Source organism: Chitinophaga sp. W2I13, assembly GCF_050434005.1.
GTDB lineage: Bacteria > Bacteroidota > Bacteroidia > Chitinophagales > Chitinophagaceae > Chitinophaga.
This window is the reverse complement of the sequence record NZ_JBNPWD010000001.1, coordinates 846,172-870,071: the sequence shown is the minus strand read 5'-3', so window position 1 is coordinate 870,071 and position 23,900 is coordinate 846,172. Positions and strand designations below refer to the sequence as shown.

Here is a 23,900-nt window from a genome sequence, read left to right as displayed (position 1 = left end):
AAGGTAATCAGCATAATCAGTGTAATCAGTGCTCAAGACAACCTCCGCGAAAGACAACCTCCGCGAAAAGCATCTAACGTTAAAGCCTATACTAAAAAGTAATCACCACTTTATTATCACGGATCTTATATTTGAAATGCTGTTGTTCACCAAGGTTATTCAGCACCTCCTCCAATGAAGCATGAAAAAACGCGGCATCTGTAATCGCCGGTGCTTTGGAAGCATCCCCCTTCATTTCCACTTCTACGCCAAACCATTCTTCCAGTGTGCGGGAAAGTGCCATAGGATTGGCATTATTGATCCGCAGTGTATCAGATAACCAGGTTTCCAGTTCTTCGGGATGATAGGTTTCTTTTTCCATCAGGTCGATGTCATTATTGGCCAGGATCATTTGTCCCCGTTCCAGTATTTCCGGCTGGTTATCGGTGGCAGAATGATAGGATTTTCCCACGCGGATTTTCCCGTTGAGAAGGTATACGGTAGCGCCATGCTGACTGGCAAAGGAACGCATTTTGAATTCGGTGCCCAGCACGGTAGCCCTTAATTTATCGCTGGTAACCGTAAAAGTATCGGTAGATGGAACTACGGCAAAGAATGCGTCGCCGTCGAGGATCACGGCACGGTTGCCCTGTAAATAATTGGCGGGCACCTCCAGTACAGAAGCGGAGTTGAGTATTACCCGGGAGCTGTCGGGCAGCGTAATAGCAGTACGCCGGCCGGTGGCGCCTTTATAGGTCTGGTATTCAATGCCCGGCGTTTTCAGGTTCACAGGTGCGTTTTCCGGTGCTTTTGTCTGGCAGCCGGTGATCACTATTCCGCCCGTTAGTAACCATGCCAGCGAACAGCGGCTGAAAAAACAACGGGAAATAGTATCAGGTTTAAATAGCATATTCCGGGAATTTTGTATGTATCTTAAAAGACCTAAAAGTAATAAAATAAACAGCGGCATAAGGGTATGCTTAAACAATTTCTGAGAAGCAATAGACAATATCTGTTAACGCTGTTAAAAAGATATACTGATATTATAATGATTTTTGTTTAGAAGCCGGACGCACCCTAACTTTGCGGCCCATGGAAAAGCAGCTACCTTTATCATTTGATAATACCGCTATCGCATTTGAGGCAAAGACCGACAAGGCACTGAAAAAAGCCAACTTTCTCTTTAGTAATATCGGGAAGCCCTGGCTGGTAAAATTAGGCGCCGTGATGACTCCCATCGCCTTTAAACTGGGATTACCCATAAAAGGAATTATTAAAAGCACTATTTTCTCACAGTTCTGCGGCGGCGAAACCCTGGAAGAAGCAGCTACCACTGCACTGCAACTGGGTAACTATCATGTAGGGGTGGCACTCGACTATGGCGTGGAAGCCATGGAAGGGGAAGAAAGCTATGATGCCGCTGTTCCTGAGTTCATCCGTGCCATTCAGTATGCTGCCTCCAGACCCGATATTCCTTTTATCGCTATAAAAGTTACCGGTTTTGCCCGGTTCGATCTGCTGGAAAAAGTACACCGCAAGGAAACATTAACGCCCGCCGAGCAACAGGAATATACCCGTGTACGCAACCGTGTGCACGCCATCGCTGAAGCAGGCGCCCGTCATAACGTAGCCATCCTCGTGGATGCAGAAGAATCCTGGATCCAGGACCCGGTAGACGCGCTCACGGATGAAATGATGTCGTTATTCAACAAAGGAAAGGTAATCGTGTACAATACCTTCCAGATGTATTGCCACGACCGTTACCCTTTCCTGCAGGTATCCCTGGAAAAAGCAGTAAAGAACGGCTACCTGCTGGGCGCCAAACTGGTGCGCGGCGCCTACATGGAAAAAGAAAACAAACGCGCTGCAGAGAATAATTATCCAACGCCTATCCAGCCAAGCAAAGAGGCTACGGATAAGGACTATGATGCTGCCGTAAAATTCTGCATCGATAACCTCGATAAACTCGCGGTTTTCATTGGCACGCATAACGAAAACAGCTGCATGTTTGCCGCCAGGCTGCTCCACGAAAAAGGACTGCCGCATAACCATCCGCATGTAAGTTTTTCACAACTGCTGGGCATGAGCGATAACATCACTTTTAACCTGGCGCATGCCGGTTATAATGTTAGCAAATACCTGCCCTATGGTCCCGTAAAAGAAGTAATGCCTTACCTGATCCGCAGGGCGCAGGAGAACACCTCCATCGCCGGGCAAATGGGCCGCGAACTGGCACTTATCAGGAAGGAAATGAAGAGAAGAGCCATGGCATAAGTCATAAAAAAGCGAAGCGCATCCTGGATGCGCTTCGCTTTTTTATGGATAATACTATCAGTTTTAAATATTGCTTTCACTCTGCGGCAACGGATACCTAGGCCACACATCATCATCAGGCCTGTCTTTAGGCAATGTTCCCAACAGGTTATATCTCCTTACATCTATCCAGCGATGCCCTTCCATAAACAGGGAATAGCGCCTGTTATACAACAGTTCAGTAATTAATGCATTTAAAACAGCGCCACCGGCATATGGCGCAAGGTTATGCGCTGTGCGTATGCGGTTGAGCGCCACAATGGCGTCGGGGAATGCATTTGTCTGAATCTTGGCTTCTGCGTATATCAATATCAGCTCCTCGTTCCGGATAATGCTGATGGGTGCGTTCAGGGAGGTCCATACAATCACATCGCGGTTGCCGGTTAAACCACTCTGACTGGCGGAAGAAGTCCGCAACGATGTTTTGGAGATGCGGTCATCGCCCGGCAGAATATTGGTAGCAAAAGAAGGATGCGCTACTCTTATTTCCCCGTTGCCATTTGGCGGGAGATACATGGTATTAGCAAGATCGCCGCCATTGGTGGAAAAAGCATGATAAACGCCCCTGTTTAAAGCGCCGTTCAGGTCGAAGAAGGATTCATTGAGTGCGGTTAGTGCGTTACTCCATTTCTGTTGATAGGTATACACCCTGGCGGCAATGGCGCGGTTAAATCTAATCAGCCCCACGGCATCTTTAAATCCCAGGAACCCATCCGACAAAGGAAAAATAACCTCCGATCCGGTAAGATCGGCTTTTCCTTCATCCAGGAATTTCAATATAGAATCCATCACTACCGAAGGGTTGGTAATCACAGGTCCCAGGGTAGCGCCATTGGGAACGGGAATACGTACGCCATTGGTATTTGTCATGTTGAGATTCAGCAGCAACTGGTAGCCGATCAGCGTTTTGGCAAATCCTGTAAAGGCTTTCTTTTGCACATCAGACGCTACTTCCGTGCGGGTATTGCTGATGGCATCGAGTAAAATGAAACACTGCCTGGCTACCTGGTAGCGGCCCGACCAGGGGTTGGTAAGGTAAAAGGTGTTATTGTCCAGCTGTTTGGAACCGCCGCCCAGCAAATCGGTGGTGTACCGGGGTTCTGCACCGGAGAAACGGTAAATTTCCCGGCCAATAATACCGGTACCATCGAGGTAAGCAGAGAGGCTGTTACGCATGCCGGATTCGGCGCCGGTTACCAGGTTAAACAGGTCGCTCCTGGAAGGATCGGTAGTGATGCCGCTTACCACGGGTGTATTCAAACTGTTGATCTCTCCTTTCTGGCAGGCGTTCATCACCAGCAGTAAAAGAGCGATCGCTGTTATTGAAAGATACTTTTTCATATGTAATGTTTTTAAGCAGATGGAAAATGATCAGAAATCGACGCCAACATGAAAGCTGGCCCTTTTAGATGCAGGGAACGGCATAACATCTACTCCGGTTGATAACCCGTTACTGCCACGGGTTTGAGCGGTAGTAATGGTGTTACTTCCGAAGTTGGATACTTCCGGATCATACCCCACGTACTTTGTCCATGTAAAGAAATTATTGGCAGATACACCCACACGGATTGCTTTCAGCACGGATGTATTTTTCATGGGAATATTGTAATAAAGACCGATCTCACGGATACGTACATACGAAGCATCCTGCACATAAATGGAAGCATCGCCTGCGCCGGGGCGGTAAAGCCCTGCCTTGGTGCCTTTCATCTCATCGTCATAATCAAAAGAGGTGGCTCCTGCGTCGGTGAGCAGCTGTGTAAGATTAATGTTGTCGCCGCCTTTTTTTCCAGTGGATGAGGAAACGCAGGGAGAAGTTTTTGAACACGGTTAATTCATTGAAGAAACTCATCTGGAAATCCGGTTCAGCATTTCCGATCAGCTTCAGGTCGCCGTTTACAATGCCTTTGAGCTGTGTGGCGGGTTGTCCTTCTTCCAGGTAAAAAGTGCCGAGGGAGTTACCAAAGGCGCCAATGGCATAGGGAGGAATGATCAGCTTGGTGACTTTGGAACGGTTTTGCCACCAGTTAATGCTGCTGTTCCACCGCACATTGGGCTGGTTCACGGGTATCAGGTTTAATCCCAGCTCTATTCCTTTATTTCTCAGGTCACCACTGTTTTTCCATTCAGTAGCATAACCGGAAGAACCGGGAAGCGCATGACGCAGTAATACGTCATAAATCTTTTTGTTATAGTAAGTTGCTTCCAGGCTGATGCGGCCATTCAGTACGCTTACATCCAGCCCGGTTTCAAATTCTGTTTGCCGTTCCGGTTTAATATCGGGGTTGCCCTGCTGGTTTTCTACCAGCACGCCGGGGAAGCCGCCGATATTGCTGCCGAGCATCTGGGTAAATTTACTGCCATAAGGAGGTACGTTGCCGGATTGGCCATAAGCTGCGCGCAGCTTGAGATTATCCACACCGGCTACCTTCCAGAAATCCATTTTGGCAATATTCCAGGAAACAGATCCTTTGGGGAAAACGTAATATTTCTGGTATTCGCCGTTGTTGGTGGACCGGTCGAAACGTACGCCGGCACTGAAAGTAATGGCGTCTATCAGGGAAAGGTCTTCCTGGATAAAAATACCGTTATCGCGGTATTTCTGGCGGAATTGCCGGGTAGTGGTGTTGGCGCTGGCATCCAGGTTACTCTGGCCGGATACCAGGTTGGTAGCTACGGTAACAATATTGTCGAGATAACCGGTTTCCAGGGTGGCGCCGGCAGTACTGGTTAAACTGAGCTTGTCGCTTGGCGTAAACGTATTCACTATAAATCCGCCGATGTTGGTATTGGTGTTGTTGGTATTGCCCTGGATGGAATGTCCCTGTTGTCCGTTCTCTTCAAACTGGAGGTTACGTGGAAACAAGGCGGTGGTTTTGAAATTGAAGTAATCGATACCACCGCGCCCTACCAGCCTGGTGGTGGAACGGTCGCTTTGCTGCAGCCGTATCTCAATATTACCACCACCAACAAAGCGGTTGGTTTGTTCGTTGTTGATCATATTGTCGCGCGTTTCCAGCGGGTTGGAACTGGCGAAGCTATTGCGCGGATACTCACCGAGCGCGTTGGGAAACAGGTTCACAAAATCGGGTGTGGACGACAACGCCACACCGAGGGAAACGCCGTTGTTATCGTTATTGGTGAGCCCCCTGTCGGCGGAAGAGTTGATATAGTTGGTAGTAACGCCTATGGATATACGATCGCTCACCTTATGATCCACATTCAGCCGGATGGAGTTGTTGAAATAGCCGGTGCCTTTCACAATACCGTTTTCCTGCCGCCGGTTGCCGGAAAGATAGAAGGTAGTTTTTTCACCGCCGCCACTGAGAGACACGCCGGTGTTCAGCACCAGTCCGGTTTGCCCGAAGAGCTCTTTTTCATAGTCAAAGATCTTCCCGGCATTCTTTGCCTCGGTGAACTGCGCCTTGTAAGCAGCACGCTTCGCCTGTACGTCAGGATCAGGGTTATCAGCAGTACCTGCAAGATCAGCAGCTGTTTCTGGGGTAAAGGTGCGGACGCCCATCAGGTGCCGTACTTTGGTAAAACCGGTTTCCTGGTTGAGGGACACTTTCGTTTTGCCTGATTTACCTTTTTTGGTGGTGATGATGATTACGCCGGCAGCAGCTTTGGCGCCATACATAGCGGCGGCGGAAGCGCCTTTCAGGATTTCAATATTTTCAATGTCTTCCGGGTTGAGGTCTGCAATGCGGCTGGAAGGGTTGTCCTGGTTGTTGGGACTGCCCGAGGTAGCGGCGCCGGTTACATCGTTCAATCCGGCGGGAATACTGCTGTTATTGAAGAAAATACCATCTACAACATATAGTGGCTGCGAGTTGCCAAATACAGAAGTGATACCGCGCATTTTTACAGAGATGCCGCCGCCGGGGGCGCCGGAATTGGCGGTTATCAGTGCGCCGGGCACCTTACCGCTGATGGCTGCGTCAAATGTTTGCGCAGGCGCCACCCCGTTTAATTCCGTGCCGGAAATAGTAGCTACCGCATTGGCAAGATTACTTCGCTTTACATTGGTGGCCAACCCGGTTACCACAATTTCATCCAGCCGGGCGAAATCTTCTTCCAGGCTCAGGTTTATTACGTTGTTACCCGGTGTAAGATTGATTGTTTTGGTTTTATAACCGGTATAGCTCACCATTAAACTGGTAGTGCCGGCCGTGATGGCCAGCGTATAGTTGCCATCGGCATCAGTAATGGTCCCTTTATTGGTGTTGGGAATGCGTACGGTGACGCCCGGAATGGGTTTGCCGCTGACGGCATCCCGGATTTTTCCGGTAATGTTTTGCTGCGCAAATAGTGCCAGGGTACTGCATAGGCATAGCAGTACCAGCAAGCTGGATTTTGGTAGAAGCATAGCTTGAAATGGTTTAGATAATGAATGATGATTAAAACGAGGTTACAATATCATGTTGCTGATTATTTTTCTGGTTTATAGATAGTACAGATCCTGATTTGATTTTGGTTGTTTAATAGCGTTAATTTGTTGCGATCCTTGCACAAGGGGTACTACAGGTTTTTCATCATCATCTCTGATGGCAAGGACTTCTCATTAAGCCGATCTTATTGTAACGTAAAATGATATAGCAGATTACGAAATTTTAAGGGTACTTCCGCTTTTTTTCTTTGACTTAAATATGTTATATTTTTTCAACTGGAAAACTTCGTAAATTGCGACCTTATGGAGCAGTATTTATCTTTATTACAACATATTATCCGGGAAGGCGCGGTAAAAACAGACCGCACCGGCACCGGCACTACCAGCTGTTTTGGCTACCAGATGAGATTCAACCTGCAGGATGGTTTCCCCGTGGTGACCACCAAAAAGCTGCATCTCAAATCGATTATATATGAACTGCTCTGGTTTTTAAGAGGAGATACCAACACCGCCTGGCTGAAAGAACATGGCGTAAGCATCTGGGATGAGTGGGCCGATGAAAATGGCGACCTCGGACCCGTGTACGGAAAGCAATGGCGCAGCTGGGAAACCCGCAGCGGCAAGGTAATAGACCAGATCACCGAAGCGGTAAATACCATCAAAAATAATCCTGATTCCCGCCGTATTATTGTGAACGCGTGGAATGTGGGCGAACTGCCGGAAATGGCACTCAGCCCCTGTCATTGCCTGTTCCAGTTTTATGTAACCCCTGCAGATCCCGCAAAAGGGCAAACCCGTGGTAAACTGAGCTGCCAGCTATACCAGCGCAGCGCAGATGTATTCCTCGGTGTACCTTTCAATATCGCCTCCTACGCCTTGTTAACCATGATGATGGCGCAGGTGTGCGACCTGGAAGCCGGCGACTTTATCCATACTTTCGGAGACGTGCATTTGTACAGCAATCATATAGAACAGGCCAACCTGCAATTAGGCAGGCAACCATTCCCGCTTCCGGTGATGAAGATCAACCCGGACGTAAAAGATATTTTCTCCTTTAAGTATGAAGATTTTGAACTGGTGAATTACCAGTTTCACCCGGCCATTAAAGCACCGGTAGCCATATAACTTTCCATATGCGTATATCCATTATCGTAGCCGCTTCGGAAAATAACGTAATCGGTATCAACAATATGTTACCCTGGCGTTTACCGCTGGATCTTAAATATTTTAAATCCACCACATTGGGAAAACCCATTGTAATGGGACGTAAAACATTTGACTCCCTGGGCAAACCATTGCCCGGCAGACCTAATATCGTGATTACCCGTCAAACGGATTTTCAGCCGGAAGGTGCATATGTAGTGCGTTCTATAGAGGAAGGTGTTGAGAAAGCCAGGTCATTCGGCGGTGATGAATTGTTTATCACCGGCGGCTCGCAAATTTTCGAACAGGCGTGGGCGTTAGTAGACCGGATCTATCTCACCCGCGTATATGCGGTTGTTCATGGGGATGCCTTTTTCCCCCAACTGGATGGCGCAGAGTTTGAACTGGTAAGTGATGAGCGCCATGAGGCGGATGAAAAAAATCAGTACCCGTTCTCCTTCCAGGTATGGGAGCGGATTTGAGATACTAACGTTAACGGTTACTTGAAAATAACGGTGCCCATGCCGTTCGTGAGTTCCTTTTCCAGGGAGTTGAGGTGCTTCTGCATTTCAAGGCAGTTCAGGATCTGGTCCATGTCTGTCGCCTTTTTAGCCTCTTCCTGGTTTTCGTGGATCAGCTTCTTGATCTTACGCAGAATAAGATAGTTGGTAGTGGAGATGGTATCTCTCAGATAGGCATTATCACCGTATACGGTATCAATCTCGAAACGGTCTTTCCAGTTAATACTCAAATCGGCTTCTTTATCTTCCAGTATATTGGCAATCTGTTTTGACAGCTGCTGATCTTCATGATACAGGAACCACCGTTTGTCCTGCAGGTTCCCTGCATCGTACAATGCTTTGTATTCCCTTAAAATCCTTTTCACCAGCTCACTTTCTGCCAATGCCTCGAAATCGTAGGGAAGGTGGAACACATAGTCGGCTACGGTGTTGTTTTCTTCTTCGCTGAAGGGTTTATCGCCAAAACGCAGCAGGATTTTCACCAGTTCTTTTTCCTGCTTTTCATGCCCGTTGATGAGCGAGTCTACTGAAATGCCTGTTTCAGCAGCCTCCATAGCGGCAATAGCTTCTTCGCTGAGGCCATCATCGCTGGGAGCGGGATTGTTACGCGCATAGGCCTGCTCCCGTTTAACGAGGCGGTCGCGGATAAATTTATTGACCAGCTGGATCAATCCCTGTTCATCGATATGGAGTAGCTGGCTGCACTGACGGATATAATCCTGCTGCCGGGTAAAATCTTCCGCCTTATCAATTTTTGAAATGGTTTCAGCGATTTCATTTACCAGCTGTGATTTTTTATTACTGTCGGCGCCGGCTTCCTGCATGCTCAGCTGCAGCTTGAACAGTACAAAGTCCTGCTTGTTATCTTTAATGAATTCACGGAAGGCTTCCGCACCGATCTTTTGCACATAGCTGTCCGGGTCTTCTTTGTCCGGAAGCAATACCAGCTTCACGTTCAATCCTTCTTCAATGGCCATGTCCAGCCCGCGGAGCGCTGCTTTCACCCCGGCGCTGTCGCCATCGTAAAGGATGGTGAGGTTATTGGTATATTTCTTAATCAGCCGCAGCTGATCCTGCGTAAGGGAGGTACCGCTGGAGGCCACCACGTTTTCCACACCTGCCTGGTGCAGGGAAATTACGTCGGTATAACCTTCTACGAGCAGGCACTCATTGAGTTTATCGATGGCGTGCCGTGCAAAGTAGGTACCATACAGTACCCGGCTTTTTACATAAATTTCGTTTTCGGGAGAATTGATGTATTTGGGCGCCCGGTCTGATTTTACCAGGATACGCGCCCCGAAGCCCAGTATTTTTCCGGACTGGTTATGGATCGGGAATATGACCCTGCCGCGGTAATTATCGGCAGGTTGATCGTTCCGGATGGTAACCAATCCTGTTTTTTGCAGGTATTCCAGGTTGTAGCCTTTGTCCAGTGCCGATTTGGCAAAAGAGTCAAAGGTATTCAGACAGTAGCCTAGCTGGAACTTTTTGATGGTTTCTTCCGTAAATCCTCTTTCTTCAAAATAACTCAGACCCACATTCTGGCCTTCATCTTTATTAAAAAGGGTATCGGTGAAGTACTCCCGGGCGTAGTTGTTGATGATAAACAAACTATCCGCCATCAGCTGGTGCTGCTTCAGTTCGGGGCTTACTTCCGTTTCCTCCAGCTCTACCTGGTACCGTTGTGCCAGCCACCGGAGTGCTTCTACATAGGAGTACTTTTCATGCTCCATGATAAAGCTGATGGAATTGCCGCTGGCGCCGCAACCAAAGCATTTATAGATTTCTTTTCCGGGAGATACGGTGAAAGAAGGGGACTTTTCGTTATGAAATGGACACAAGCCTAAGTAGTTGGCGCCTCTTTTTTTCAGTTTAACGAAGGAACCCACAATTTCCACAATATCAATGCGGCTGAGGATCTGTTGTATGGAGTTCTGAGATATCACGGTTTCGTAAATGCAACTGCAAACATACGGGAAAATTAGGATTTGGAGAGAAGGGGATCAGCATGTAGGCGTGGTTGCTGTTCCCGGCAACTTTTCCTTATATTTGGTAGATTATAAACTAGCCAAATCAATCTTATTTATCAGATGAAAGAAGTATTTATAGTAGCCGTGGCCCGTACGCCTATCGGTTCGTTCAATGGCGCACTGGCAGGCATTCCGGCCACACAGCTTGGCGCTCACGTTATTAAAGCGGCTCTGGAAAGGGCGGGTATCGCCCCGGCAGAAGTAAATGAAGTATATATGGGCAATGTGCTGAGCGCCAACCTCGGCCAGGCGCCCGCTAATCAGGCCAGTCTCGCTGCAGGCGTGCCTAACAATGTTCCCTGTACTACGGTAAACAAAGTATGCGCTTCCGGTATGAAAGCCATTATGCTGGGCGCCCAAAGTATTATGCTGGGCGACAACGACGTAGTGGTGGCCGGCGGCATGGAAAACATGAGCGCAACCCCTTACTACCTGGATAAAGCCCGTACCGGTTATAAACTCGGACATGGCGCCATTACCGACGGCATCATCCGCGACGGCCTCTGGGACCCTTACAAGGATTTTCATATGGGCAACGCAGCAGAGCTGTGCGCCACCGAATACAAAATTACCCGGGAAGACCAGGACGCGTACGCTATCGAAAGCTATAAACGCGCAGCCGCAGCCTGGGAGAAAGGATATTTTAAAGATGAAGTAGTGCCGGTACAGGTACCCGGAAAACAGGTGGTAACGGTGTCTGAAGATGAAGACTATAAGAAAGTGATTTTTGAAAAAGTGCCTTCCCTGAAACCAAGTTTTCAGAAAGACGGCACCATCACCGCTGCCAATGCCTCCAACATCAACGATGGTGCGGCAGTAGTAGTGCTGGTGAGCGGTGAAAAACTGAAAGCGCTCGGATTAAAGCCACTGGCAAAGATCATCAGCTTTGCCGATGCTTCGCAGGTGCCGGAATGGTTTACCACTACCCCGGTAAAAGCTATCAACAACGCACTGAATAAAGCTGGCCTGAAAATCAGCGACATGGATGTGGCGGAAGTGAATGAAGCATTTTCCTGCGTGCCTATTGCCAATGCGAAAGACCTGGGGCTGTCGCTCGATAAAGTGAATGTATGGGGTGGGGCCGTAGCCATGGGACATCCTATTGGTTGCAGTGGTGCGCGGATTGTGGTAACATTGAATGCAATTCTGCATCAGCAGCAGGCGCGTTACGGCGTTGCAGGAATCTGCAATGGTGGTGGCGGCGCCAGCGCGATTATTATAGAAAGAGTTTAATTACAGGCCGTCAGCTGCTGTTTTTTTCGAAACCAGCAGCTGACGACTGATTTATTTAATCTTACAGCGGCAGGGGCCGTTATGGCATTGCCGGTAAGCGGGTTAATACTCTTTGGATACTTCTCGGATACTTCTCCGATACTTCTCAGTTACTTAGGAGTCGTGTATGTGTCGTACTCCCTATATACTCCCCATATAGTCCCCTTACATTCATGATACACTCTCCATACACTCCCCATACACTTCCACCCCGGTTTTGTCCTGAAAAAACTTTACACCTGGAGAAATAAACCTGAAACAGGTTTACACTTCATCAATAAATAGCAATCACGGTATCTATGTTATTTACCTGTATTCTCAAGCTGTCTTCCCCTTTTTTGACCATCTTCAGCGAATGCAATGCAGCCTTTGGTTTTACCACGTCAGGCACTATTTTCTCAAAAAACAGGTATTTATCTTCCACCAGGCTGTAAACCGGGTAGCTGGACAATATGCCGGTAGTTTTCGTTTGCAGGGCGTAATCGTCGTCAATAGTATAGCGCTGAAACTCGCTGTCCGACAATAAGGTGATAGCGGCTACCAGGGTAAGGGTACGCAGCGGCGGCAGCAGCAGCCCAATCAGCAATACAAACGGGAAGCCAAAAAAACCTGTCAGGTAGGCGTACCTGGCGTCGTTATCCGGTTTGGTAAGGCCGTAAATCAGCATACCGGTACCTGCGTAGAGGGTAAAGAACACCCGTTCGGTTTGTGTGCCCTTGAAGCCGTAGTCGTTCAGCATCAATAACACGCACAGGAGCGCTAAGCAGCCAAAAACCAGGTGAAGGTACCACAGGAGCGCCTGTATTTCCGGTGCTTTCACCTTTTTTATTTTACAGGACAGGGCAGCTAAAAAGCATAAGGTTAGGATAATAATGGTAATCATGACAGCGGGTAAAGTTGTTGGCCGGGTGTACTATAGTCTAAAATATAAATATATGTATTTTTTTTAATTAATAGTATACAGACTGCATGTGGGGGGTATAATAATTATTAATCGGGCGTTTGCTTTGCTTTTTCGCTAACAAACAATATTTTTGCCCTGCCTTTCAATAAGGCATTTAAACTTTCAATTAAGAATAGCATGCGTCAGATAGCTTTCAGACAAGCCTTAAGAGAAGCCCTGCAGGAGGAATTTCGCCGTGATGAACGGGTATTCCTTATGGGGGAGGAAGTAGCCGAATACAATGGTGCTTATAAAGTGAGCCAGGGAATGCTGGATGAGTTTGGTCCAAAACGTGTTATTGACACGCCGATTGCTGAACTTGGATTTGCTGCAATCGGAGTAGGTGCTGCACAGAACGGCCTGCGTCCGGTAGTTGAATTCATGACCTGGAACTTCGCTGTACTGGCGCTGGATCAGATCCTCAATACCGCTTCTAAAATGTTGGCAATGAGTGGCGGCCAGGTGGGTTGCCCGATCGTTTTCCGCGGACCAAACGGTTCTGCCGGTCAATTGGGTGCGCAGCACTCCACTGCATTCGAAAGTTACTACGCCAATATCCCGGGCCTGAAAGTAATCTCCGTTTCCAATCCATATGATGCAAAAGGTTTGCTCAAAGCGGCTATCCGCGATGATGATCCGGTTGTTTTCATGGAAAGTGAAGTGATGTATGGCGATATGGGTGAAGTTCCTGAAGAAGAATATATCATCCCGATTGGTAAAGCAGATATCAAACGTGCCGGTAAAGATGTAACCATCGTATCTTTCAATAAAATGATGAAAGTAGCGCTGGGTGCAGCTGAAGAACTGGCAAAAGAAGGTATCGAAGCAGAAGTAATCGATCTCCGTACCATTCGTCCGCTGGACTGGTTCACCATCCTGGAATCAGTGAAGAAAACAAACCGCCTGGTAATTGTTGAAGAACAATGGCCATTCGCAAGTATTTCTTCCGAAATTACTTACCGTATCCAGAAAGAAGGTTTCGACTACCTGGATGCACCGATCCGCCGTATCACCGCACAGGATGCTCCTATGCACTATGCTCCTAACCTGGTTAAGCAATACCTGCCGGATGTGGAACGTACCGTGAAACTGGTGAAAGAAGTAATGTACATGAAAAAATAGCACCTGCTATCGATATAAAAGAAACGGAGCGAAGATTTTCTTCGCTCCGTTTCTTTTTATCTTTAAAAATATTTTCAGGAAAACAGATCGCTGGAAAGGTAACGGTCGCCGCGATCACAGATGATACTAACGATCACGCCACTACGTAATTCCTTTGATACCCGTACAGCCGCTGCCACAGCGCCGCCGCTGCTCATACCACAAAATACCGCTTCTTCCTTTGCCAGTCTTTTGGTCATGATCCTCGCTTCTTCTTCTGAAATATCCATGATACGGTCTACCCTCGGTTTTTCAAATATTTTAGGGAGATAAGCTTCCGGCCATTTGCGGATGCCCGGGATTTTTGACCCTTCGGTAGGCTGGCATCCTACAATCTGTACTGCCGGGTTCTGCTCCTTTAAATAGCGGGATACACCCATAATAGTACCAGTAGTCCCCATCGCACTTACAAAGTGCGTCACTTCCCCGTTGGTATCTTTCCAGATTTCAGGTCCGGTAGTTTTATAGTGCATGCCGTAGTTATCGGGATTGGCAAACTGGTTCAGCATATAGTAACCGCCTTTCTCCACCTGGGCGTTGGCATAGTCGATAGAGCCTTCCATGGACAATTCCTTTGGCGTGAGCGTTACTTTGGCGCCATATACTTCCATAGTGAGCACCCGCTCGCGGGTAGCATCTGCAGGCATTACCAGTTCTATTTCAATGCCGAAAAGACTGGCAATCATGGCCAGTGCAATACCCGTATTGCCGCTGGTAGCTTCTATCAGTTTCATGCCCGGCTTAATATCGCCCCTGTCGAGCGCGCCTTTGATCATGCCATAGGCGGCCCTGTCTTTCACGCTGCCGGCAGGATTGTTTCCTTCCAGTTTGGCAAAAATTTTAACGGCCGGGTTAACGGATATCTTCTTTAATTCTACCATCGGCGTGTTGCCGATCAGATCTATGATGGAAGCCATTGTACTAGTCCTGGTTTGTATCTGAAAATTTATGTTCTGCTTTATAATAGATCCGGGAGAAAGGTTCCACACTTTTAATCAGCCACACATTCCCGCCTATTACGCTATGATGGCCTATCACCGTATCACCGCCAAGAATGGTGGCGCCGGCATAAATCACTACATGTTCCTCAATAGTAGGATGCCGCTTGCTGCGCGCCATACTTTTTTCAATGCTCAGTGCACCCAGCGTTACGCCCTGGTACAGCTTTACATGCGGTCCTATTACAGTGGTTTCCCCGATCACAATGCCGGTACCATGATCTATGCAACACCAGGGCGCTATCACCGCACCCGGATGAATATCCACTCCTGTACGGGAATGCGCCAGTTCTGTAATCATCCGGGGTAATACCGGTATTTTCAGCTGGTACAGGGCATGCGCAATGCGGTAAAAGGCAATGGCATAAAACCCCGGATAGGCACGGATTACTTCGTATAAACAGGATGCTGCCGGGTCGCCCTGGTAAATGGCCGTGGCATCTTTTGTCAGTTCATCATATATCACCGGTACTTTGTTCATAAAGTCGCGGCTCAGCCCCGCGGCGTCCGCAGGCAGCTGATTTTCCATTGATTGCAGCAATTGCTGCAACTGGGCTTCCAGTTCATGGCCAAAACGTTCCAGCGCCACCGGATCGGGGATTACCTGGCCGGTATGTTCAGGAAATAACCAATTCAACAGGTGGCTCACAAATTCATCTACTGCACCCGTGGCAGGATAGGCGTTCGCCGCTGCCAGCTGGTGCCGCCGCTTCAACTCTTCCAGAAAATCATTCATATGCGGATCGAATTACAGGTATTGGCACTTTAATCGTTACTGAAATTACGCATTAATCCTGTAAAGGTAGTAGACTGTCTGCTAATATTCAAGCGTTCCTGGCTGCCGGGAGGATATGGTAATCTCTCAATTGTTTCTGACATGTTAAATGATCCCTGATATAATGCAATTTTAAGGGATTAATCTTTATTTTTGCCCGTTGTATAAAAGGCAGGTATTGCCGGTCGTACAAAATAAAACTGATTATGGCTAACATTTTAATAATAGACGACGAAAAAAGTATTCGTAAAACACTCACGGAAATTTTAACCTATGAAGGTTATAAGGTAGATGAGGCCGCGGATGGTATGGAAGGATTTAAAATGTTCCAGGCAAAGTCATATGATGCCGTTCTTTGCGATATCAAAATGCCTAAAATGGACGGACTGGAGTTTCTCGAGAAAGCACGTGAGGTGAACGGGGATATTCCTATTATCATGGTGTCTGGCCACGGTAATATTGATACGGCAGTAGATGCGGTGAAAAAAGGCGCCTATGATTATATTTCAAAGCCGCCGGATCTGAACCGCTTACTCATTACCCTGCGTAATGCAATGGATAGAACCAACCTGGTTACCGAAACCAAAACCCTGCGCCGCAAGGTGAATAAGGTGCCGGATATGATTGGTCAATCCACCCCGATACTGAAAATTAAAGAAACGATAGAAAAAGTAGCGCCCACGGATGCCAGGGTATTGATTACCGGCGATAACGGGGTGGGTAAGGAACTGGTGGCCAGGTGGCTGCATGAACGCAGTAACCGCGCCGGCGGCCCTATGGTGGAAGTAAACTGCGCAGCCATCCCCGGAGAGCTCATTGAAAGTGAACTGTTTGGCCACGAAAAAGGCTCCTTTACATCCGCTGTAAAACAACGGATCGGGAAGTTTGAACAGGCAAGTGGCGGTACCCTCTTCCTGGATGAAATTGGCGATATGAGCCTCAGCGCACAGGCAAAGGTATTGCGCGCCCTGCAGGAAGGAAAAATTACCCGCGTAGGCGGAGATAAGGAAATCAGCGTGGACGTGAGGGTAGTAGCCGCTACCAACAAGGACCTGCTGCAGGAAGTGGAAAACAAAAACTTCCGCCTGGATCTTTATCACCGTTTAAGCGTGATCCTGATCCACGTTCCTTCCCTGAACGACCGCCGGGATGATGTGCCGTTACTGGTAGACAGCTTCCTCGACAGCGTTTGCAGCGAATATGGTATCTCCCGCAAAGTAGCGGATAAAGATGCCATGAAAGCTTTACAAAATCACAACTGGACCGGTAATATCCGTGAGCTCAGGAACGTAGTGGAAAGGCTCGTTATCCTTTCCGGTAAAACCATCACTGCGGAAGACGTGGAAGATTTCGTGGTGCCAAGCCGCGATAAAAGAAAGGTAAGCTCTTAACCAGCAACAACATGCAAAAACACCTGTATCTGATCAGTGGACTGGGTGCGGATGAACGCATTTTCAACAACCTGCGTTTTCCCACCGGCTACCAGGTGCATCACCTGCAATGGATCCCTCCATTGCAGGAGGAACCCATCAGCCGCTATGCGGCCCGTATGGCCCAAAACATTGCGGCTGATGGGAGAGTAACCCTAATAGGCGTGTCTTTCGGCGGCATCATGAGCCTGGAAATAGCCCGGCATATTCCCGTAGAAAAGAACATCCTCCTGTCGAGCATTAAACGTAGCTCGGAAAAGCCTCCCTATTATAACTGGGTAAAGAAACTCGGACTGCACAAATTGCCCGACAGCCTGCTGTACCAACGGAGAAGCGTGGTTGTCAGGAAGTTCCTCAATATCGAAACACCGGAAGAACGCAAACTGGTGAATGAATACCTTGCAAAGCGCGACTATACCTTTACGCGTTGGGCGGTAAACGCGATCCTGCACTGGGAAAATGAGCAGGTGCCGGAAGGACTGGTGCATATCCACGGCGCACGGGACCTGCCTTTTCCGGTTAAATATCTTCAGCCTACACACCTCATTCCCGATGGCGGGCATTTTATGGTGCTGAACCGCTCAGCAGCCATCAATCGTATCCTGGAGGAAGTACTTTGATACAGATCAGTTAAACGCCAATAACTCATCCAGGCTTTTCAATACGAATACATTTTCCGGCAATGGGCCGGTCAGCTGCCATACCTGCGGTCCTGACATCAGGATCTTAATACCCGGGAACTGCTGCGCCAGTGCGGCGACAAACTGGGTTACTGCCTGTTTCGTTACATTGGTAAGCAGGTGGGTATACATATGGGTTACCGGCGGCACCGGGGTAAATGTTTTCAGATCATCAAATGGAACGTTGGCGCCGAAGCTGGTAACCAGTTTCCCGTTTTTTTTCAGCAGGTATTGCACATACAACAATGGTATTTCATGAAATTCTCCCTCCGGGAGAAATAACAGGTAATGGGTAGTAGCCTGTTGGTTCATCTGCTGGCCGTCGATCGCCGTCATTATTTTGGTGCGGATAATATTGGCGCAGAAGTGCTCCTGTGCCGGGATCACATTGCCAGTAAGCCATAGCACGCCTATCTTTTCAAGGAAAGGGTAAATGATCTTTGTAATACAGTGCTCAAATCCCAGGTGTAATACCTGGCTGTAAAAAATGCGCTCAAAGCGGAAGTAATCATAATCGAGCGTGGCGGCAATCAGCTCATTTACCTGGAGACCTGCAGCCGATCCTTCGGCGGCCAGCTGCAACGACAGTTTATTCTGTTCTTCCTCCGACAACGCAGCTATGCGCGAGATCTTGATCCCGTGATGATATAAATAGGCTATACGCAATAAGGCTTTCAGATCCTCCCCATCATAGATCCTGTGATTGGTATCCTTCCGCCTGGCGGAGAATAACTGGAACCGCTGCTCCCATATCCTGATGGTATGCGCCTTTATACCGGTAAAGTTTTCAATATCCTTGATCGTAAATGTATTCAACGGAGGTATAGTAAAACGTCAAATTTAGGCAATTCATTGGTGGATACACCATATACTTAAAAACTATAATAAACAATATTTTAATCTATTTTTAAGAAAACTTTTGTAAAGTAATAGCGACAGGCTAGCAACAGAATATTATATTTGCCTTTTTAAGCATCTAATAAGCGTAACTGAATGAACCTGGCATTTTGGAAAAAAAACAAAGACAGTCAGCCTAAGAAAAAGAAATCTGCGGTTAGAGAATGGTTAGACGCTGCGATCTTCGCTATTATAGCAGCCACGCTTATCCGCACCTTTATTTTTGAGGCCTATACGATCCCGACACCTTCAATGGAAAAAACCTTACTTGTGAACGACTTTCTGTTTGTGAGCAAGATCAGTTACGGACCACGTATCCCAATGACGCCGCTGGCAGTACCCTTTGTACATCATACCCTGCCCTTTACCAAATCCGCAAAAGCCTATTCAGAGGCGGTGAAGTGGAAATACAGACGTTTACCCGGTTTCTCAGATATCAAACGGTACGATGTAGTGGTTTTTAACTTCCCGGAAGGAGATACCGTAGCCATTGACTCGCCCGATCCCAGCTATTATGGCATGGTGCGGCAGTTTGGCTGGCAGTCGGTGCAGAACTCTTATAAGATCATCCAGCGCCCGGTAGATAAAAGGGAGAATTATATCAAACGTTGCATGGCCCAGGCCGGCGATACCATCCGGATCATCAAAGGTGCAGTATATGTCAACGGGCAGGCAGCACCGGTTCCTCCCGGCAGCCAGCATAAATATGTAGTGGAAACTACCGGCGACCAGCTTAACAGCAGCCGCCTGGAAGACCTGGGCATTGCTACTTCCGGCCCGGACTTTTACCAGCTTGATGCCAGCAAGTTCATTTACAACCTCACACCGGCCAACGTAGCAGCGCTCGAGCAGTTTAAGCCAATCGTGAAAGACATTAAAATATACCAGGAGTCTGATTTTACGGATTTCAATTACAATAACGTTTTCCCGCACGATACCGCGCATTTCAAATGGACAGAAGAAAACTTTGGTCCGCTGTATATTCCTAAAAAAGGCGCTACCGTTAAGCTGGACGAAAGCAACATCGCTTTATACGACCGCGTGATCCGTGTTTATGAAGGCAATACGCTGGAGCGGAAAGATGGTAAGTTCATCATCAACGGTCAACCCGCTGATAGCTATACATTTAAGATGAACTATTACTGGATGATGGGGGATAACCGTAACAACTCCCTCGACTCCCGTTTCTGGGGCTTTGTGCCGGAAGATCACGTAGTGGGTAAAGCCTGGTTGATCTGGATGAGCTATGGAGAAGGCGGTATCCGCTGGAGCCGTATCTTCAGAAATATTAAGTAAGCAACCGCCCGAAATATAATTTGAAGTAAATTACGGACCGGCAGTATGCCGGTCCGTTGTTGTCTTACCCCGACAACGACTATACGAAGAACCCTTTTCAACTGTTGTTATGGAGAAACAATTGCTGCATATTGAATACGAGGTATATGATGATCTTACCGGTCTTTCCGATGCTGACGCGTGGCTGCTGAAAGAAGCGAGGGAAGTAACGGCATATGCTTATGCACCTTATTCCCGTTTCCAGGTGGGAGCGGTGATCCGGCTGGCCAATGGGGAAATCATTGCGGGCTCTAACCAGGAAAACGCTTCTTATCCGATCGGGTTATGTGCGGAGAGAGTGGCCCTGGCTTCCGCTGCTTCTGTATATCCCAATATTGATATTGATACCATTGCCATCAGTTATAATAACCTCAGCGGCGACAGTACTCATCCCATTTCTCCCTGTGGCATATGCCGGCAAACATTGTCGGAGTACGAACGGAAACAGGAAAGCCCTATCCGGGTGATCATGGCGGGGTTAAGCGGTAAAATATATGTGATCAGTCGTGCCAACGATTTACTGCCCCTTTCCTTTAGCGGTGAGGAGCTGGGGGTGTGATTATTACATATATGTAAGTTTTCATTTACGATTTATTATGTATATATTTGTCCGGCGCCCCATAAGCGCCGCGACCTATGAAATCCTGTCAGCTATCCGTTAGTATCTGTTGTATTGTATTACTTACTGCAGTGTATAGTGAACCGGCAGCCTGTTACTTTGATAAAAAAGAGGCAGACTACCGTCCTGGGCTATACGTTGTTAAGGATACCCTGAAAAGCGTTAACCGTTATCAGCATCTGGCACACGACTTGTACGAAAGGAAACTTTTTAAACGGGCAATAGTGCAATGGAAAAAAGTTTTACACTTGCAACCTATCAATGCTTTTGCTATGTTTATGCTCGGAAAATCGTATATGGGTGTGGGTGAGCAGGAGAAGGGAGAACGCTTATGCGATGAAGCTCTCATACTCGGAGAACAACCCGGTAAAAATATTTGCCACAGTGTAGAGGGATTTTAAACAGCGCATAAAGGATAGGCAAGCTCCTTTTTCGCTGCGCTGCTTACTGTGGTATTTTCTTCGGCAACTTCGGCCACGGCGGCTGCAAGTTGCTAACGCTGCAACCCGTAAGGGCTGCAGCGTTTTAATAAGCGAATTTTGTCTTTCTCACTGATTACGCTGATTTTACTGATTACAAGGATTTGATCATATGTGATTTTTAAAGGATTAGGGGAGATATAAGCGGGTATATTCGCTTATATCTCCCCTAATCCTTTTAAAATCACATATGATCAAATCCTTGTAATCAGTAAAATCAGCGTAATCAGTGAGAAAGACAACCTCCTCGTTATTACATTCTTTCCGGTACACGGATGCCAAGTAATTTCATACTCTGAGCAATGGTATGTGCAGTGAGCATGATAATCTGTAAACGCAGTTTTTTCTTTTCTTCACTGGTAGCACGGATAATGGAATAGGTAGGTACGCCTTCCACTTTCTCGGCATAAAAGGAATTGAATAACTGGGCCAGCTGGAACGCGTAGTTGGCGATCACAGAAGGACTCAGCTCGCGGTATGCGTCTGCCAGTATACCCGGAAACTGTTCGTTCAGAATAATCAGTTCCTTTTCGAGCGGCAGCAATTCTCCTTCGTAGGTATATGATTCAAGTTCTGCTGTTGTGCCGGCGTCCCGCAGGATGGATTTGATACGCGCATACGCATACTGGATGAACGGAGCGGTGAACCCATGCAAATCGATTGATTCTTCCGGATTAAAGATCATTTTCTTTTTAGGATCTACGCGGAGCAGGAAAAATTTCATGGCGCCCATACCCACCGTGTCATACAGTTCGTTGAGTTGCTCACCGGAAAACGCATCCAGGTTTTTACCGGATTGCTGTGTTTTCTCTGCGGCTGTTTTCACCATTTCAGTGATCATATCATCTGCATCCACTACCGTACCTTCCCGGCTTTTCATCCGGCCATGCGGCAGCTCCACCATGCCATAGCTGAGGTGGTGAATACCTTTGGCAGAAGGTTCTCCCAGTTTCTCCATAATCAGCTGGAGTACTTTGAAGTGATAGTTTTGTTCATCTGCCACCACATATACGCTTTGATCCATCTGGTACTGCTCATATTTCAACCGCGCCGTACCCATGTCCTGGGTCATGTATACAGAGGTGCCGTCTCCGCGGAGCAGCAGTTTTTGATCCAGTCCGTCGGCGGTCAGATCTATCCATACGGAGTTATCTTCTTTTTTAAACAGCACGCCTTTCTCCAATCCTTCTGCTACAAGGTTTTTACCTAACAGGTAGGTTTCACTTTCGTAGTACATCTGGTCGAAGTCAATGCCAAGACGTTTATAGGTTTGATCAAAGCCTTCATACACCCAGCTGTTCATGGTGGCCCACAGTTCCCTTACTTCGGGGTTGCCGGCTTCCCACTGCTGCAGCATGATCTTCGCCTGCTGCATGATCTCTGTTTTATTACGCGACATCTCTTTGATGTCGTCCATGATCTTGGCAGTTTTTTCTTTATCGTCTTTCACTTCGGGCTTATGGAGGGCGGTTACCAGCTTTTCCAGCTTTTCGGTTTCGGCGCTGTCGAAGTCACGGAAGTCATTTTCCAGTACGCGGTCGATGATAATTTCTGCCTGTTCTTTTACCACCGATTCAAACTTCACGTAGTAGTCGCCCACCAGGTGATCGCCTTTTATACCGGTCGATTGCGGGGTGTCGCCATGTGCAAACATTTGCCATGCCAGCATGGATTTGCAGATATGGATACCGCGGTCATTTACCAGGTTGGCTTTGATCACCTCGTAGCCATTGGCTTTCATAATTTCGGCGATAGCATATCCCAGGAAATTATTACGCAGGTGACCGAGGTGTAAAGGTTTGTTGGTATTGGGAGATGAATACTCCACCATGATCTTTTTACCATTGGCAGGCTGTAATCCGATGTTTACGTCGCTGTAATGTTGCTGGAGGAATTTTGTCCAGTAGGCATCGTTGATGCTCAGGTTCAGGAACCCTTTTACTACATTGAATCGCGCAATCAGTTCCGGGTAGTGGGCAGTCAGGTATTCCCCGATACGTTGTGCTGTTTCTTCGGGTTTCTGCCGGCTGAATTTTGTAAAAGAGAAAACGACAATGGTATACTCACCTTCGAATTCAGGCTTGGTGGTATTAATAGCAATTTCTGCTGCTGTTAACTGCTGATCGTAAAGTGAATTAATGGCGGCCACGGCGGCCGTTCTGATGGATTGTACAACACTCATGCTGAAAATGATTAATGCGAGGGGCAAAGATAGTTAATTAGCCGAAAGCAGCGAAGGTTGTCTGATAAAGACAACCTTCGCTTATCTGCAATATTTTATGCCTGCATTAAAAAGTGTAGAACACGCCGATCTGTGCTACAGAGTTTTTGCTGTCTACTTTGTCGGAATCATATACGTTGGTCAGGCCAAAATTATACCTGCCGCTGATACCAAGACCCATATCGAATTTATAACCAAAACCAAAGCCCAGTCCGAAGTCAACGGATTGCATATCGTCCTTGATATCTACTGTTACATCGCCGGATTTAACTTTGGCGGCTGTGAGAAAGCCTACCTGCGGACCTGCTTCCAAATAAAATTCAGGTACAATAGAATACTGTACCATTACCGGTACATTAATATAATTAACCTTCACCGTGTTGGAAGTGGTTAACCATAATACACTCTTTTCTGCTTTGGTGCCCTGGGCAGAATACAATACTTCCGGTTGGATTGCCCAGCTTTCATTCAGCCCGATGTTAACAAGACCGCCGGCGTGGAAGCCTGCGAGTGTTTTGGAGCCGTCGGTATCTGTTAGTTTGGAGATGTTCAAACCACCTTTAACGCCGAATTTTACATTTTGTGCTTGTACTGCCAGCATAGTTCCAATGGCTAATACACCAGACAAAATAAATTTTTTCATGATATGTTATTTTGTAAGCCCCAGTTGACAAGAAGTGTGCCGGTTTACAATGAGGAATAAAAATCCACCTG

The 23,900-nt window shown here is 47.5% G+C and carries 21 protein-coding genes; 10 read left to right on the top strand and 11 right to left on the bottom strand.

All coding sequences use genetic code 11. The features are described from left to right. Positions 1 to 91 precede the first annotated feature (91 nt). Entirely contained in the window at positions 92 to 889 is a 798-nt protein-coding gene (locus QFZ48_RS03530; RefSeq protein ID WP_429045695.1) for a FecR family protein, read from the bottom strand. 182 nt (positions 890 to 1,071) lie between these two features. Between QFZ48_RS03530 and QFZ48_RS03525 the strand changes: the two genes are divergently transcribed. After that, positions 1,072 to 2,253, top strand: a complete 1,182-nt coding sequence (locus tag QFZ48_RS03525; RefSeq protein ID WP_429061157.1) for a proline dehydrogenase family protein — start codon at positions 1,072 to 1,074, stop codon at positions 2,251 to 2,253. A gap of 63 nt (positions 2,254 to 2,316) precedes the next feature. On the opposite strand, the gene QFZ48_RS03520 is transcribed toward QFZ48_RS03525, so the two are convergent. From QFZ48_RS03520 to QFZ48_RS03510, 3 genes are read right to left on the bottom strand one after another with little or no spacing between them, the layout of a single operon-like run. Then, entirely contained in the window at positions 2,317 to 3,633 is a 1,317-nt protein-coding gene (locus QFZ48_RS03520; RefSeq protein WP_429045698.1) for a RagB/SusD family nutrient uptake outer membrane protein, read from the bottom strand. Between the two features lie 30 nt (positions 3,634 to 3,663). Beyond that, positions 3,664 to 4,002 (bottom strand): hypothetical protein, encoded by a 339-nt coding sequence (locus QFZ48_RS03515; RefSeq protein ID WP_429061155.1) that lies wholly within the window; start codon positions 4,000 to 4,002, stop codon positions 3,664 to 3,666. Positions 4,003 to 4,057: 55 nt separating this feature from the next. After that, positions 4,058 to 6,661, bottom strand: coding sequence for a SusC/RagA family TonB-linked outer membrane protein (locus tag QFZ48_RS03510; protein ID WP_429061153.1), 2,604 nt, complete (start codon positions 6,659 to 6,661; stop codon positions 4,058 to 4,060). A 324-nt stretch (positions 6,662 to 6,985) separates the two neighbouring features. Between QFZ48_RS03510 and QFZ48_RS03505 the strand changes: the two genes are divergently transcribed. Both QFZ48_RS03505 and QFZ48_RS03500 read left to right on the top strand, forming a co-directional pair. Continuing rightward, positions 6,986 to 7,807 carry a thymidylate synthase gene (locus tag QFZ48_RS03505; protein WP_429045702.1) on the top strand — a complete coding sequence of 274 codons (822 nt, stop codon included), beginning with the start codon at positions 6,986 to 6,988 and terminating at the stop codon, positions 7,805 to 7,807. Between the two features lie 8 nt (positions 7,808 to 7,815). Further along, positions 7,816 to 8,307 (top strand): dihydrofolate reductase, encoded by a 492-nt coding sequence (locus QFZ48_RS03500; RefSeq protein WP_429045703.1) that lies wholly within the window; start codon positions 7,816 to 7,818, stop codon positions 8,305 to 8,307. A gap of 17 nt (positions 8,308 to 8,324) precedes the next feature. On the opposite strand, the gene dnaG is transcribed toward QFZ48_RS03500, so the two are convergent. Further along, positions 8,325 to 10,292 (bottom strand): DNA primase, encoded by a 1,968-nt coding sequence (dnaG, locus tag QFZ48_RS03495; protein WP_429045705.1) that lies wholly within the window; start codon positions 10,290 to 10,292, stop codon positions 8,325 to 8,327. A gap of 144 nt (positions 10,293 to 10,436) precedes the next feature. On the opposite strand from dnaG, the gene QFZ48_RS03490 reads away from it, so the two are divergent. Beyond that, positions 10,437 to 11,609 (top strand): acetyl-CoA C-acyltransferase, encoded by a 1,173-nt coding sequence (locus tag QFZ48_RS03490; RefSeq protein WP_429061151.1) that lies wholly within the window; start codon positions 10,437 to 10,439, stop codon positions 11,607 to 11,609. Between the two features lie 313 nt (positions 11,610 to 11,922). Here the strand turns inward: QFZ48_RS03490 and QFZ48_RS03485 are convergent, their stop codons facing one another. After that, the gene (locus QFZ48_RS03485; protein ID WP_429061149.1) at positions 11,923 to 12,468 is read right to left on the bottom strand and encodes a hypothetical protein; all 546 of its coding nucleotides are present in this window, start codon (positions 12,466 to 12,468) and stop codon (positions 11,923 to 11,925) included. A 210-nt stretch (positions 12,469 to 12,678) separates the two neighbouring features. Between QFZ48_RS03485 and QFZ48_RS03480 the strand changes: the two genes are divergently transcribed. Further along, entirely contained in the window at positions 12,679 to 13,713 is a 1,035-nt protein-coding gene (locus tag QFZ48_RS03480) for a pyruvate dehydrogenase complex E1 component subunit beta (protein ID WP_429065455.1), read from the top strand. Between the two features lie 74 nt (positions 13,714 to 13,787). Here QFZ48_RS03480 and cysM read toward each other — a convergent pair whose 3' ends face one another. Together cysM and QFZ48_RS03470 are read right to left on the bottom strand one after the other, a co-directional pair. Beyond that, positions 13,788 to 14,669 (bottom strand): cysteine synthase CysM, encoded by an 882-nt coding sequence (gene cysM / locus QFZ48_RS03475; RefSeq protein ID WP_429045710.1) that lies wholly within the window; start codon positions 14,667 to 14,669, stop codon positions 13,788 to 13,790. A gap of 4 nt (positions 14,670 to 14,673) precedes the next feature. After that, complete coding sequence (locus QFZ48_RS03470) at positions 14,674 to 15,486, bottom strand: serine O-acetyltransferase (protein ID WP_370913531.1); 813 nt, start codon at positions 15,484 to 15,486, stop codon at positions 14,674 to 14,676. Positions 15,487 to 15,731: 245 nt separating this feature from the next. On the opposite strand from QFZ48_RS03470, the gene QFZ48_RS03465 reads away from it, so the two are divergent. Further along, entirely contained in the window at positions 15,732 to 16,916 is a 1,185-nt protein-coding gene (locus tag QFZ48_RS03465) for a sigma-54-dependent transcriptional regulator (protein WP_370913530.1), read from the top strand. An 11-nt stretch (positions 16,917 to 16,927) separates the two neighbouring features. After that, positions 16,928 to 17,575 (top strand): alpha/beta fold hydrolase, encoded by a 648-nt coding sequence (locus QFZ48_RS03460; protein WP_429061147.1) that lies wholly within the window; start codon positions 16,928 to 16,930, stop codon positions 17,573 to 17,575. A 6-nt stretch (positions 17,576 to 17,581) separates the two neighbouring features. Here the strand turns inward: QFZ48_RS03460 and QFZ48_RS03455 are convergent, their stop codons facing one another. After that, on the bottom strand, positions 17,582 to 18,451 hold the full coding sequence (locus QFZ48_RS03455) for a MerR family transcriptional regulator (RefSeq protein ID WP_429061145.1): 870 nt from the start codon (positions 18,449 to 18,451) through the stop codon (positions 17,582 to 17,584). 177 nt (positions 18,452 to 18,628) lie between these two features. Between QFZ48_RS03455 and lepB the strand changes: the two genes are divergently transcribed. From lepB to QFZ48_RS03440, 3 genes are all read left to right on the top strand, one after another. Next, on the top strand, positions 18,629 to 19,828 hold the full coding sequence (gene lepB / locus QFZ48_RS03450; protein ID WP_370913527.1) for a signal peptidase I: 1,200 nt from the start codon (positions 18,629 to 18,631) through the stop codon (positions 19,826 to 19,828). Between the two features lie 109 nt (positions 19,829 to 19,937). After that, positions 19,938 to 20,426: a cytidine deaminase gene (cdd, locus tag QFZ48_RS03445; RefSeq protein WP_429045719.1), complete on the top strand. Its 489-nt coding sequence runs from the start codon at positions 19,938 to 19,940 to the stop codon at positions 20,424 to 20,426. Between the two features lie 77 nt (positions 20,427 to 20,503). Beyond that, a complete protein-coding gene (locus QFZ48_RS03440) occupies positions 20,504 to 20,887 on the top strand; it encodes a hypothetical protein (protein ID WP_429045720.1) in 384 nt (127 codons plus the stop codon). Between the two features lie 331 nt (positions 20,888 to 21,218). Here QFZ48_RS03440 and argS read toward each other — a convergent pair whose 3' ends face one another. Together argS and QFZ48_RS03430 are read right to left on the bottom strand one after the other, a co-directional pair. Then, positions 21,219 to 23,147 (bottom strand): arginine--tRNA ligase, encoded by a 1,929-nt coding sequence (gene argS, locus QFZ48_RS03435; RefSeq protein WP_429045722.1) that lies wholly within the window; start codon positions 23,145 to 23,147, stop codon positions 21,219 to 21,221. A 106-nt stretch (positions 23,148 to 23,253) separates the two neighbouring features. Next, entirely contained in the window at positions 23,254 to 23,829 is a 576-nt protein-coding gene (locus QFZ48_RS03430; protein WP_429045725.1) for a porin family protein, read from the bottom strand. Between the last annotated feature and the right edge of the window lie 71 nt (positions 23,830 to 23,900).